The organism is Brevundimonas sp. (assembly GCF_029945885.1).
Classification (GTDB): domain Bacteria; phylum Pseudomonadota; class Alphaproteobacteria; order Caulobacterales; family Caulobacteraceae; genus Brevundimonas.
Window position 1 is genome coordinate 48,971 of the sequence record NZ_JAQSDK010000035.1, and the last position, 12,574, is coordinate 61,544.

General features: G+C 64.5%; 10 protein-coding genes and 1 pseudogene. 10 read left to right on the forward strand and 1 reads right to left on the reverse strand.

From position 1 onward, the window contains the following. The first annotated feature begins 125 nt into the window (after positions 1 to 125). From PSV00_RS12750 to PSV00_RS12775, 6 genes are read left to right on the forward strand one after another with little or no spacing between them, the layout of a single operon-like run. Complete coding sequence (locus PSV00_RS12750) at positions 126 to 2,714, forward strand: TonB-dependent receptor (protein ID WP_300447837.1); 2,589 nt, start codon at positions 126 to 128, stop codon at positions 2,712 to 2,714. A 31-nt stretch (positions 2,715 to 2,745) separates the two neighbouring features. Continuing rightward, positions 2,746 to 4,032: a serine hydrolase domain-containing protein gene (locus tag PSV00_RS12755; protein WP_300447838.1), complete on the forward strand. Its 1,287-nt coding sequence runs from the start codon at positions 2,746 to 2,748 to the stop codon at positions 4,030 to 4,032. Further along, complete coding sequence (locus tag PSV00_RS12760; RefSeq protein ID WP_300447841.1) at positions 4,029 to 4,835, forward strand: alpha/beta hydrolase family protein; 807 nt, start codon at positions 4,029 to 4,031, stop codon at positions 4,833 to 4,835. Before PSV00_RS12755 ends, PSV00_RS12760 begins: the two co-directional genes overlap by 4 nt. A 3-nt stretch (positions 4,836 to 4,838) precedes the next feature. Then, positions 4,839 to 6,326: an MFS transporter gene (locus PSV00_RS12765; protein ID WP_300447843.1), complete on the forward strand. Its 1,488-nt coding sequence runs from the start codon at positions 4,839 to 4,841 to the stop codon at positions 6,324 to 6,326. Positions 6,327 to 6,377: 51 nt separating this feature from the next. After that, positions 6,378 to 7,259 carry an SDR family NAD(P)-dependent oxidoreductase gene (locus PSV00_RS12770; RefSeq protein WP_300447959.1) on the forward strand — a complete coding sequence of 294 codons (882 nt, stop codon included), beginning with the start codon at positions 6,378 to 6,380 and terminating at the stop codon, positions 7,257 to 7,259. After that, complete coding sequence (locus PSV00_RS12775) at positions 7,256 to 8,902, forward strand: carboxylesterase family protein (RefSeq protein WP_300447845.1); 1,647 nt, start codon at positions 7,256 to 7,258, stop codon at positions 8,900 to 8,902. Before PSV00_RS12770 ends, PSV00_RS12775 begins: the two co-directional genes overlap by 4 nt. 161 nt (positions 8,903 to 9,063) lie before the next feature. Here PSV00_RS12775 and PSV00_RS12780 read toward each other — a convergent pair. Next, a pseudogene (locus tag PSV00_RS12780) lies at positions 9,064 to 9,363 on the reverse strand (integrase core domain-containing protein); the annotation flags it as partial. Between the two features lie 371 nt (positions 9,364 to 9,734). Between PSV00_RS12780 and PSV00_RS12785 the strand changes: the two are divergent. The 4 genes from PSV00_RS12785 to PSV00_RS12800 are packed head-to-tail and all read left to right on the forward strand — an operon-like array spanning position 9,735 to position 12,367. Next, positions 9,735 to 10,967 carry a site-specific integrase gene (locus PSV00_RS12785; protein ID WP_300447847.1) on the forward strand — a complete coding sequence of 411 codons (1,233 nt, stop codon included), beginning with the start codon at positions 9,735 to 9,737 and terminating at the stop codon, positions 10,965 to 10,967. Next, a complete protein-coding gene (locus PSV00_RS12790) occupies positions 10,964 to 11,599 on the forward strand; it encodes a hypothetical protein (RefSeq protein ID WP_300447850.1) in 636 nt (211 codons plus the stop codon). The genes PSV00_RS12785 and PSV00_RS12790 overlap by 4 nt, the downstream gene beginning before the upstream one ends. Continuing rightward, complete coding sequence (locus PSV00_RS12795; RefSeq protein WP_300447852.1) at positions 11,547 to 11,783, forward strand: AlpA family transcriptional regulator; 237 nt, start codon at positions 11,547 to 11,549, stop codon at positions 11,781 to 11,783. Before PSV00_RS12790 ends, PSV00_RS12795 begins: the two co-directional genes overlap by 53 nt. Positions 11,784 to 11,839: 56 nt before the next feature. Further along, positions 11,840 to 12,367, forward strand: a complete 528-nt coding sequence (locus PSV00_RS12800; protein WP_300447854.1) for a hypothetical protein — start codon at positions 11,840 to 11,842, stop codon at positions 12,365 to 12,367. Positions 12,368 to 12,574 lie beyond the last annotated feature (207 nt).

The window sequence follows — 12,574 nt, forward strand, 5'->3', positions numbered from 1 at the left end:
AGAGATCGCCCGGTTTGAGGGCGGCGAAAGCAGAGCGGTAAAGCCGCCCGGGGGAGGACAAAATGAAAAGACATTCGAAAACCGTCAGGCAGATTGCGCTGACCGGAACGTCATTGGCGGCCGCGATGCTTTTGTCTGCGGGGTCAGTCTTTGCCCAGTCTGCACAGGACTGGCCCGAGGACGCCGATCGCGCGCCGGATGAGCCCTTGGCCGTGCTGGGCGACATCGTCATTACCGGCACGAGTATCCGGGGCGTGCCGCCGACCGGTTCGAACCTGATCACGGTATCTCGCGACGATATCAGGACCCTTGGCGCGGCCAATACGCCGGACCTGCTCGCCAGTGTTCCGCAGCTGAACAGCTTCAACACGGCCCCCTCGCCGAGCCTGGGTGGGGTCGGCTCGTTTGCCCCGGGCCTGCGAGGACTGCCGGCCAATGCGACACTTCCGCTGATGAACGGCCACCGGCTGGTCGCTGCGGCGGCGAACGAAACCAATCCTGACTTCCCGCTGATCCCGATCCTGGCGGTCGAACGCGTCGAGGTCATCGCGGACGGGGCTTCTTCGATCTATGGCTCGGACGCCGTGGCCGGGGTGGTGAACTTCATTACGCGAAGGAATGTGTCGGGGGCCGAAGTCTCGGCCAACTATGGCATGGCCGACAACTATCGCTCTGCATACGTCAGTGCCCTGCTGGGCCACAGCTGGGGCAGCGGCTCAATCCTGGCTGCCTATCAGTATACTGAAAACGACAACGTTGTGGCCGGCGACCGGGACTACCGGATGCAGGATTTCCGGCCGTTCGGCGGCATCGACACGCGGGGGGTCAGCTGCCCTTCAGCCAATGTCCTGGTCAATACGACCTTCTATTCTGTCTACTATGCGGCTCCGGCTCTGGCCTCGAACACCCGCAACTACTGCGATAATGGCGCGGTCGCGGACCTCTATCCAAAGACTCGCGTTCACAGCCTGTTCGTCTCCGGGCGGCAGGACCTGGGTGCCAATGCCGCCCTGTGGGGTGAGCTCCTGTATTCCGACCGCCGTGACGAGATCCGCGTGGCCCCGCCCGTTCAAACGGTGGTGCTGTTGGCGTCGAATCCCTTCTTCCGGGCTCCGCCAGGAACCGGAGCGACGATCGAGCTGGTGCAGTTCCGTCCCGACAATCTGATCGGGGACGACCACTTCACGAATACCGATGACCGAAAGGTGCTCAACTCCTCCGCCGGTGTCGACATGCGACTGCCGCGGGATTTCGATCTCAGCGTCTACGGCACCTTTGCCCGGGCCGAGAACGTCGCCTTCCTGCCGTCGATCAACGCAGCGGCTCTTGCGGCGGCAGCGGCCGGTACGTCATCGGCGACGGCCCTTGACCCGTTCGGCACGGGCACCGCGCCGTCTGTAGTCGCCGGGATCCTCAATTCCTCGACCTCCGTCACTATCGATCAGCGCTCCTGGCTCGGGGCCGTCCGGCTCACCGGCCCGCTGATGGAGCTGCCCGGCGGGTCGCTGAAGGTCGCTGTCGGGGCCGAATTCCGCCGTGAGACCTTCGACCAGGAAGGGTTTGTCGGTGCGACGCCGGTTCCCGAAAGCCTGACGCGCGACATCACCTCGGTCTATGGCGAACTGTTCATCCCGATCGTCGGTGCGGCGAACGCCGCTCCGTTCATCAGGAGTCTGTCCCTGTCGCTTTCGGGTCGGTATGACGACTACAGCGACTTCGGTTCGACCACCAATCCAAAGGTCGGCATCAGCTGGAAGCCGGTGGACGATGTCGCCCTGCGCGCCTCCTACGGCCAGTCGTTCCGCGCCCCGGGGATGCGCCAGGTCGGGGCCACTGTAGGGGCCTACTATCTCGACGCCGCCACGTCCGCGGTAGCTGCCAACGACCCGACCCGCGGTGCCGCCCAGGTCGCGACCATCTATCTGCTTGGCGGCAACAGTTTGCTGCAGCCGGAAGAGGCTACCACCTGGTCGTTCGGTGCTGACTGGCATCCGGCCTTCCTGCCGAATTTGCGGACCAGCCTGACCTATTACAACATCGATTATACCAATGTGATTGGAACCCCGTCGGTCGCCCTCGTCTTCACAGACCCGACCTTCAGCGCGATCGTTCATCGTAATCCGACGCCGACCGAGCTTGCCGGCCTGCTGTCCATTGCCGTGCCGGTCAATCTGCCGACACCTCTCCCGACGATCGGAAATTTTCTGGACCTGCGCCTCAACAATTTCGGCGTACGCAAGACAGACGGTCTGGATGCCGACATCAACTACACTTGGCCAACCTCGTTCGGCGCGGTCTATGCCGATCTCGCCGGCAACTACGTGCTGAATTTCGACACCCAGCTCTCTCCTGCTGCTCCGGTCTCCAACGCCCTCGATCTGGGCGTGGCCCGCGCCACGGTAAGAGGGACGCTGGGCATTGAAACCGGCTCGCTCAGCCTGGCGGGTTTCGTCAACTACCGGGACGGTGTCCGGAACAATTTCACCACGCCGACCGGGGTGAGCTCCTACAAGGCTGACGCCTATACCACGGTCGACCTTCGGGTGACGTGGAGGCTGGCGGACGCCGGGTGGTCGAAGGGCACATCACTGGCCCTGCAGGTCAACGACCTGTTCGATCAGGAGCCGCCGTTCTTCCCCGCGACGGACGGCATCGGCGGCAGCTATAATCCGATCGGTCGCTTCGTGGCGCTCAATCTGCGCAAAACCTTCTGACCGTGCCTTCTGGCTTGCGAAACCGCGCCTGATGCCCGGTCGTGATTACAGGCGCGCGTTCCGCTTCGACGCTGCGACGCTGGCCACGGTTCGACCTGCCCTCGAAGGGTTCGTTGACCGTGGCGAGCTGTCGGGGGTCGTGACCCTGACCTCCTGTGGCGGGGAGGTCGTCCAGTCCGACGCGATCGGCTGGAGCGACATTGAGAGCCGGACTCCGATGCGTAGCGACACCCTGTTCCGCATCGCCTCCATGACCAAGCCGATCACCTCGGTCGCAGCCCTCATGCTGATTGAGGAGGGCCGGATCGCCCTCGACGACCCGGTGACGCGCTGGATCCCTGAACTGGCCGGTGTCCCGGTATTGCGAAACGCGTCCGGACCGCTTCACGATACGGAACCGGCAGCGCGGGCCATAACTGTGGAGGACCTGCTGACCCACCGTTCGGGAATCGCCTACGCCCCGTTTTCGGAGGGGCCGATCAAACAGGCCTATGAGGCGGCGCTCGGGGACCCGGGCATGAATCGTCTGACGGCTGACGAATGGCTGGCTGCGCTCGGCACCCTTCCGCTTGCCCATCAGCCCGGTGCGCGCTTCCACTATGGCCATTCGTCGGATGTGATGGGTTTCCTGATCGGGCGCGTGGAAGGCCGGCCGTTCCGGGAGGTCCTGCAGGATAGTATTTTTATACCGCTGGGCATGAGGGATACCGATTTCTGGCTTCCCCAAGACAAACGCCCCAGGCTGGCAAGCCTGTATGGCTATGACGAAGCGTCGCAGACGCTGATGAAGCTCAATCCCGAAATGTACGATGAACCGCCGGGCTACACGCCGGGCGGGGGAGGGCTGATCTCATCGGCCCCTGATTATCACCGGTTCGCGCGCATGCTCCTCAATAATGGCGAACTGGAAGGGGTCCGGTTACTGCGCCCGGAAACGGTCCGGCTGATGCGGACCAACCGGCTGACGGAGGCGCAGCGGCGCGTTCCCTTTGCTGGAATGGATCTCTGGACCAAGTCCGGTTTTGGGCTGGGACTTTCGATCACCGAGGATCTGACGGACAACCCGTATTCCTGCGGGGCCCGCGGCTCGATGACATGGCCTGGTGTCTTCGGGACCTGGTGGCAGGCTGACCCCGTGCATGACCTCATCATGATTTACCTAATCCAGCATCAGGTGCCGGTGACTGCGAACTCGGGATCGACCATCGCCACAGGACGCGGCGCGGCGGGGCGCCGAGCCCTGCCGGTCTATCAGCGCGGGATCTACGACGCCCTGCGAGGCGGATCGGGTCCCGTGCGCCAGGATTCCGCAGTATGACTGGCCCGGCGCGCGGGCCGGTCGAGGGCTATGTCGATCTCGGCGATGATCACATCCACTATTTCGACGAGGGCACGGGTGCGCCAGTCCTGCTGATCCACGGTGCCTTCGGCAGTGGAGCCCGAATCCTCCAGACCGAATTTGGCAGATCACTCGTCCGGAATCGCCGTGTAATCGCGCCGGACTCGCTCGCCCACGGATGCAGCGGCGCGCCACCCGACCCCCGTCACTATGGGCCCCGCCGTCGGGCGGCTCACCTCGCGGGCGTCCTCGACTGTCTCGGGATCGCGCGTGCCCATGTGGTCGGCTATTCGATGGGCGGCTGGATGGCCTCGGCACTGGCGACGTTTTATCCTGACCGCATCGCCTCACTGGCTATTGGCGGCTGGGACGTGGTCGAAGGAATGTATACCCCGGCCGCGGTCTGGGGCCTGCCGGAAATCACCTATCCCATACTCAGCGCCATGATCCGCCGGGATCGGCCCGAACTTCTCGCCGGACTGCATCCGGACCGGGAGGCCGGGCTGGCCGCCGCGATCGACGGCATGAATGACCTGGCCGGCCTGGCGGACGGCGTTGCGGCCTGTCCGGCACCTGTCGCGCTCTGGGTCGGGCAGGAGGATCTCTACCACGAGGCAAGCCGGCGTTTTGCCGAGGCCAGGGGATTTTCCTTCATCAGCCTGCCCGGTGATCACATGGCCACGCTGGAAACCCATGGCGCTGAAGCGTCCCGACGCGTCGGTCTGTTCATCGACCAGACCGCCGTTTCACCAAACCCAACCCACCGCGCGAACAGGGGCTGAGCCTTGGCCATTCAGCAGATCAGGGCCGGAACCGAGACCTCTGCCGCGGCGGCGCGCCGTGTGCCGCTGACCGTCGGCTTCAAGGCGACCTACGGGGCCGGCGCACTGGCCGATGGCATTGTGGCCGCCGGCTTCGGATTCTTTCTGCTCTTCTACCTGACCGCCGTCTGCGGCATGTCGGGAACGATGGCGGGGATGGCCAAGCTGATCGCGCTGCTGATCGATGCCGTCGCCGACCCGGCGATCGGCCTGGCCAGTGACCGGCTGCGGTCCCGCTTCGGACGTCGGCTTCCCTTCATGGTCGGCGGGTTGTTGCCATTCGCCGGTGCCTTCGGCCTGCTGTTTTCCATGCCGGCGTCCCTGACCGGCCTCACCCAGTTCGTCTACGTCACCGCCTGCCTCGTGGTGCTGCGGGTTTCGCTGTCGTTCTTCGTTCTGCCGTTCACCGCGGCCGGCGCGGAAGTGACCGACAACTACCGGGAGCGCGCCAGTATCGTCGCCTTCCGTCTGTCGTTCCAGAATGCGGGTATCCTGATCGGGGTCGTCCTGGGTCTGGGTGTGTTTATGGCCGGGGAGAACGGTCTGCTGAACCGTGAAAACTACACGCCGTTTGGCTGGACCTGCGGGGCCGTGATGCTGGTGGCCGGGCTGATCGCGATTGATGCCGTGCGGCGCGCGGCACCGCGCCTGCACGGGCCGGAGCAGGGCCGCGGGCTTTTCCTGGCGGGATTTGCCCGGGAGATGGTCGAGCTTTCGCGCAACCGGTCTTTCCTGATCCTGTTTGGAACGGTGCTGACCTATTTCCTCGCCTATTCCGCCCACGTGTCGCTCGCGCTCCACGCCAGTCGCTATTTCTGGAAGCTCGATACGGGGGCCATCCAGCTAATCCTGCTTAGTACCACCCTGGGACCGCTGCTGGGCGCGCCGATCAGCGCCTTTGCCCTGCGCCACATCGAGAAGCGTACCCTGTCGATCATGGCCTTCCTCGCGATCGCCATCTTCCTGATCTGGCCGCCGCTGCTGCAGCTCTACGGGCCCTTTTCGCTGACGCCCGTGACTGCGACCGCGGTCCTGTTCGTCAACGGCCTTCTGGTCGGGACCTCGATCATGATCGGCGGCGTCGGCTTCCAGTCCATGCTCGCCGACACGGCCGACGAGCATGAGTGGCTGTTCGGTGTGCGGCGGGAAGGTCTGTTCTTCTCCGGCCTGACTCTGGCCTTCAAGGCGGCTTCGGGCCTTGGCGGTCTGATTGCCGGTCTGGCTTTGGACGCGATCCAGTTCCCGACCGATCTCGCCTCACGGGCTCCGGGCCTGCCCATTCCGGATGAGGTGCTCAACAGGCTGGCGCTGATTTCCGGGCCGCTTCCGGCCTTGTTCGCCATGGTCTCTCCCCTCTTCCTCATCGGCTACCACCTGACCCGGAAGCGGCATGCGCAGATCATTGCGGATCTCCAGGCGCGCAATGCCCTGAAGGCCGGGGTGGAGAGCTGAATGTCGGACGACGGGAGCGGGCCCTCTTATCGGATTGAGGACGAGGTTATGATCAGGTTGGATGGCCGCGTTGCGATCGTGACCGGTGCCGGTGGCGGGCTGGGTCGGGCTCATGCGCTGTTGCTTGCGCAGCGCGGAGCCCGTGTCGTAGTGAACGACACCGGTGCCGCCGCTGAACAGGTGGCAGAAGAGATCCGGGCCGCGGGCGGTGACGCGATCGCCGCCGTCGGCTCCGTGACCGATGAGGCGTTTGTGGTGCGGATGGTCGCGGACGCGGTCCAGCGCTGGGACCGGATCGACATCCTGGTGAACAATGCGGGCATCCTGCGCGACAAGACCTTCGCCAGGATGGCTATCGACGACTTTCGCCTGGTCGTTGAGGTGCATCTGATGGGGGCGGTGATCTGCACCAAGGCGGTCTGGGAGACGATGCGGACACAGAAATACGGTCGGATCGTGATGACCACCTCGTCGTCCGGCCTGTACGGCAATTTCGGCCAATCCAATTATGGGGCCGCCAAGATGGCCCTGGTGGGGCTGATGCAGACCCTGGCCCTGGAGGGCGAGCGGTACGGCATCAGGGTCAATTGTCTGGCCCCGACCGCAGCGACGCAGATGATGGAGGGTGTCCTTCCGAACGACATGTTGCGCCTGCTGAAGCCTGAATTCGTGAGCCCGGCCATGCTGGCCCTGGTTCGCGACGATGCCCCGACGCGCGCCATCCTGTGTGCCGGTGCCCGCGGCTTCGAAGGGGCGCAGGTTTCCCTGGCCCGGGGTATCCACATCCATGCTGACGACGGGGCACCCGAGGCCGTCGTCTCCCGCTGGGACGAAATCTTCGACTTCACAAACGCCTTCGTGCCGGACAACGCCCTGGAGCAGAGCCGGCTGGAGCTTGCCAAGGCGGGATACACACCGGACACACCGTCATGAGCACGCGGAGGTTCGCCTTGCCGATTGGGAAATTCATCGCCCTTTTGGTCGCGATCGTTGTCGCGCTCGCGGCCCCGGCGGTTGCGCAGGACGCGCCGGTCGTTGATGCACCGACCGGCCGCGTGCGCGGGGTCGCGGATGGTAAAACCCGGGTCTTTCGCGGAATCCCCTATGCGCGCGCGCCCGTCGGGGATTTGCGTTGGCGTCCCCCCGTTGTTCTGCCGCGCTGGCCCGACGTGCGCGAGGCGGCGCAGTTCGGTGCGGCCTGTATGCAGCCCGCGTCGCCCTTCGCCCAATATGCGGCGATGAGTGAGGATTGCCTCTTCCTCAACGTCACGGCCCCGGCGCAGGCGCACAAGGCCCCCGTTCTGCTCTGGATCCACGGGGGCTCGCTGGTAAACGGGGCCGGCAGCGAGGCGATCTATGACGGCGCACGGTTCGCCGGTCAGGGCATCGTCGTCGTCTCGATCAACTATCGGTTGGGGCCGCTGGGCTGGCTGGCCCACCCCGGGCTGAGCGCCGAGTCGCCGGACAACATATCCGGCAACTATGGCCTCATGGACCAGATCCAGGCCCTGCGCTGGGTCCATCGCAACATCGACGCGTTCGGCGGCGATCCCGACAATGTGACGATCGCCGGCGAGTCCGCGGGCGCGCTCAGTGTCCTGTATCTGATGGCGGCCCCGGAGGCCCGGGGGCTGTTTCACAGGGCGATCGCCCAGAGCGCCTATCTGATCACCGTGCCGGAGTTGCGCAGCGGAACCTACCGGGACTGGCCGGACGCGGAAAGCACCGGCGTGTCGCTGGCGCATGCGCTCGGGGCAAGGAATCCTGCGGCCCTGCGGGCGATGAGCGCAGAGGCCATCATCGAGGGCACCGCGCGGACAGCCTATTTTCCGCTCGGCAATATCGACGGGCACACCCTGCCGCACCAACTGATCGACGTGTTTGATCGCGGTGAGCAGGCTCCCGTGCCGATCCTGGCCGGGTTCAACGAGGGCGAGATCCGTTCGCTTCGGTTCCTGCTTCCGCCCGCACCGGCGGACGCGGAAACCTATACCCGCGAGATCCGGGCGCGTTACGGCGATCTCGCAGACGCCTTCCTGAATCGCTATCCGCCCGAGACCATGGGTGAGAGCATGCTGGAGACGACGCGCGACGCCATGTACGGCTGGACCGCAGAGCGGATGGTCGCAAGCCAGACGGCCATCGGTGAACCCTCGTTCCTGTACTATTTCGACCATGGCTATCCGGCAGCCGACGACGGCGGCTTCCGCGCTTTTCACGCCTCGGAGATTCCGTTCGTCTTTGGTACGACGGGCTCGACCCCGGCCTACTGGCCCGCCGTGCCCGACACGGCATCGGAGCGGCACCTGTCCGACGCCATGCTGAGCTACTGGGCGACGTTCGCGCACGACGGCACGCCCCACGCACGCGGGGAGGCGGTGTGGCCACCCTATGGTCCGGATCGCGCCTATATGGCGTTTGAAGAGGTGCCGCGTCTGCACAATGGCCCGCCGAACCGGTTCGCCCTTCATGAAGCGGTGGTTTGCAGGCGGCGCGGCCAGGGCGGCGTCGCATGGCATTGGAACGTCGGCCTGATATCCCCGCCGTTGCCGCGCAGGTCTGCCGGATGTGACTGATCGAGGCGGGCGAGGCCCACAGTCGAAGGATGGATGGTGTTTCGCAAGATCCCGCTTATGCGCATTTCGTGAACAATGCGGGAGCATCGAGCGGGCAGAGTGGTGGGCCGCTTCGCGCCAGACTGATCTTCCCCCCGCAAGAGTGGACGGGGTTAAGCCGCTCAGAGTTCGGCCTCGGCGGGGCTGATATAGCCCGGTGACGCGTGCAGGCGACGGGGATTGTAGAAGCCCTCGATGTATCCGCACAGGTCCCGCCGCGCCTGGTCCCGGGTGGCGTAGATGCGGTGATGGACACGTTCGGTTTTGAGGGTGGGGAAGAAGCGCTCCATGGGCGCGATGTCCCAGCAGTCGCCCTTGCGGCCCATGGACGGGGTGATGCCGCATCGGGCCAGGGCGGAGCAGTAGGCCTCGGCGGTATACTGTTTCCCGCGGTCGGAGTGGTGGATCAGGTCGGGCGCGGGCCACCAGACCCCGCATACCGGCGCGGCATATCAGCCGCTCCACGCGGGATCGACCGATCCGACGGTCATGCCGGTGCTCCAGGTTTGGACTGGCGGAACCCGCTAAACGGACATCGAGCCCGCGCTCTGTAATCGGAGTTGGGTCTGTTACCGGTACCGAAAATAACCACCCACACAAGCTACTGAATTATAACGATAATTCAGTAGCGATGGCGGAGAGGGTGTCCGCCTGCATCGAACTCTTTATCGTCGCGACTCGCGGCAAAGCGGCGACTGTCACTTGGCAATACAGGCATTTGGTGGTGCAAGGCGTTGCATCTCAGTTCCACCCGTCGCAACATCAATGATGGGTGTGGAAATGGGTGTGACCGATGGGGCGCAAGGCAACAGAACTGACGCCGCTTGCCGTAGCGCGGCTGACGGTTCCCGGCTTCTATTTCGTTGGCGGTGTCGCGGGGTTAGCCCTACAGGTTCTGCCCACGAGCGGACGGACTTGGATTCTGCGCGCGACCATCGGCGGCCGTCGACGCGACATGGGGTTGGGCGGCTATCCCGATGTCACCCTGGCTGGTGCCAGAGAAGCCGCTCGCCGGGCGCGAGAGTTGATCCGCAACGGTGAAGACCCCATCGAGCGGGCCAAGGCTGCCAGAAAGGCTCTCGCCGCTGACACGGCGAAGGCTTTCACGTTCAGCGAGGCGGCCGAGGCTTTCATTTCGGGTCAGAAGGCTGCCTGGCGCAACTCGAAGCATCGAGCCCAGTGGAGCAGCTCTCTCAACGCTTACGTCTATCCGGTCATGGGCAACCTATCGGTCGCTGACGTCGAGCTTGCGCATGTGAGCAAAGTGCTCGACCCGATCTGGACCACAAAGACGGAAACCGCCAGCCGAGTGCGCGGCCGCATGGAACAGGTGCTGGATTGGGCCACCGCTCGAGGATATCGGACCGGCCCAAATCCAGCCCGTTGGCGGGGACACCTCGACAAGCTGCTCCCAAAGCCTTCCAGGGTTTCAAAGCCTACTCACCACCGCGCGCTACCCACCAAGGAGATCGGCCAGTTCATGGAGCGCCTTCGTGGTGCAGAGGGCATCGGCGCTCGTGCCCTGACCTTCGCCATCCTCACGGCCGCGCGATCTTGTGAGGTCCGCGGCGCCACTTGGGCCGAAATCGATATGGTTGGTCGGGTTTGGATCGTGCCGGCCTCACGGATGAAGGCCGGCCGGGAGCATCGCGTGCCGCTTTCGACATTAGCGATGGAGGTGCTTGAAACCCTACCGCGCATCGCTGGCAGCGATCTGGTGTTTCAGGCGCCGCGAGGCGGCCAGCTATCGGACATGACCCTCTCAGCGGTCCTGCGACGAATGCAGGTGCCCGCCGTGCCGCACGGGTTCCGATCGACCTTCAGGGATTGGGCAGCCGAGTACACGGCATTCCCGAGCGAGGTGGCTGAAATGGCCTTGGCACACACCGTGGGCAACAAGGTGGAGGCCGCCTATCGGCGTGGTGACTTGTTCGAGAAGCGCCGTCGGCTGGCAGAGGACTGGGCCGACTTCTGCTCCCGCCCTTTTTCGAGCGGCAGAATCGTGCCGCTGAGGGGGGCTCGATGAACCTGCCTTACCACATCAGGTTCATCGTTCAGGCCAACGCGTTCAGCGCCTTTCAGAGCATGGCGGATGCGGAGGAGGGTGACTTGTCCCGGCTCGCGAAAAGAGTCGAGCGCGGTGCGGTCTTAAGCGATCAGGAACTCGCGTTTATCGCGAGGCATCTGAGAGGCGAGATCAAGAAACCCCGCCATCGTCCAGTGAAGCGCGCAACCCGGTGGTGCCAGGAGTCCATGGCGGCGATGGTCTACGTGCTCCAACATTTGCGCGGCGGTAAGCAGGACGCCGCGGTGATGGAAGCCGAAAGCCAGTTCAAGGTCGGCCGCAGCACCATCATGGAAGCATTGGCCATGAAGCGAAGGGATCCTGAGAGGGAACGTCTCTGCGACGAGATGACCAAGAAGGTGGCCGAAGCGGCCGTGACCGGCATTCCAGATTTGCCGGTGGTCGATGTGCCGCTATCCATACCGGGTGTCACGTTCGACCTCAGTCCAGTTAAGTCCGGCACTTCGTCGACCGAGTCACCCGAGACAGGCGCGTCGTTGAGCGACAAGTCTCCTGCCGTCTCAAGCAGGAGCAAAGTTGATGCGAAATCTCCCCGAAACTTCCAGCGAGTTCCGGTTCGACGACCTTCCTGACGCAGCCCATGTCCGGCTGCCGGTGGTCGCGACCCTCTATGCGACCTCCCCGTCAAACGTCTGGCGTTGGGTCAAGCAGGGTCTCATCCCTGCACCCCGAAAGCTGGGGCCACAGACCACCGTCTGGAACGTCGGCGATCTTCGGAAGGCTCTGGCCACTGGCGGCCAGAGTACTCGGCCGTGAGGCCCGTAACCATGGCGTCGATCGGGTGCTCCTCAAGCTGGACGCGGTGACCCGGCATGGTCGGCCGTCGCCACGACAAGACCGGCCGCTCGACCGGGGCGATGGCCGCGTCGCGCTTCGCCAAACAGAACAGGCCTCCGCAGGGCGAGGGGTTTGTCTGGTTTACTCGCCAGATTATGCGAAGTCCGGCGTTCCGGGCGATGTCTCTGAACGCTCGCAAACTGGTAGACCGCGTGCTGATCGAGCACATGGACCACGGCGGTGCCCAGAACGGCGAACTTATCGTCACCTACGCCGATCTGGTCGACTGGGGCATTCGCCGGAACAGCATTCCGCCGACAATCGCCGAAGTGGTCGCGCTCGACATCCTGGAGCATCGCCCAGGCCGCCCCTCCCACATCGCTGGCAAGGGCCATCCGCAAGTTTTCCGGATCTCGTGGTTGCCGACCGCGGATGAGCCACCATCAACGAAATGGTGCGCTTTCAAGACGATTGAGCAGGCGAACAAGGTCGCGAAGGCGGCGCGGGCCTGCGGGACTGACGCTCGCCACAACGCAAAGCGAGACCCCCCACCCAAGATATAGAAGGTAGTCTCGCCAACGACACGGGCTGTACGGTGTCGCGAACGACACCGACCGAGAGGTGATCAGGTCGCTAGCGACACTGCTTCGGTATCGTGAACGACACCGGGGTATTCAAATCATTGGTGACGGTGGGCGCGCGCAGGGTGCCACCCCGGGTGCCCTCTGCGGACGGGTTCGGGGACCATTGCGCGGACGCTATAGGTCTCG

What these genes read in the sequence shown, in the direction of transcription:
- PSV00_RS12750 (WP_300447837.1), top strand. Translation starts at nt 126, where the DNA reads ATGCTTTTGTCTGCGGGGTCAGTCTTTGCCCAGTCTGCACAGGACTGG.
- PSV00_RS12755 (WP_300447838.1), top strand. Translation starts at nt 2,746, where the DNA reads ATGCCCGGTCGTGATTACAGGCGCGCGTTCCGCTTCGACGCTGCGACG.
- PSV00_RS12760 (WP_300447841.1), top strand. Translation starts at nt 4,029, where the DNA reads ATGACTGGCCCGGCGCGCGGGCCGGTCGAGGGCTATGTCGATCTCGGC.
- PSV00_RS12775 (WP_300447845.1), top strand. Translation starts at nt 7,256, where the DNA reads ATGAGCACGCGGAGGTTCGCCTTGCCGATTGGGAAATTCATCGCCCTT.
- PSV00_RS12785 (WP_300447847.1), top strand. Translation starts at nt 9,735, where the DNA reads ATGGGGCGCAAGGCAACAGAACTGACGCCGCTTGCCGTAGCGCGGCTG.
- PSV00_RS12790 (WP_300447850.1), top strand. Translation starts at nt 10,964, where the DNA reads ATGAACCTGCCTTACCACATCAGGTTCATCGTTCAGGCCAACGCGTTC.
- PSV00_RS12795 (WP_300447852.1), top strand. Translation starts at nt 11,547, where the DNA reads ATGCGAAATCTCCCCGAAACTTCCAGCGAGTTCCGGTTCGACGACCTT.
- PSV00_RS12800 (WP_300447854.1), top strand. Translation starts at nt 11,840, where the DNA reads ATGGTCGGCCGTCGCCACGACAAGACCGGCCGCTCGACCGGGGCGATG.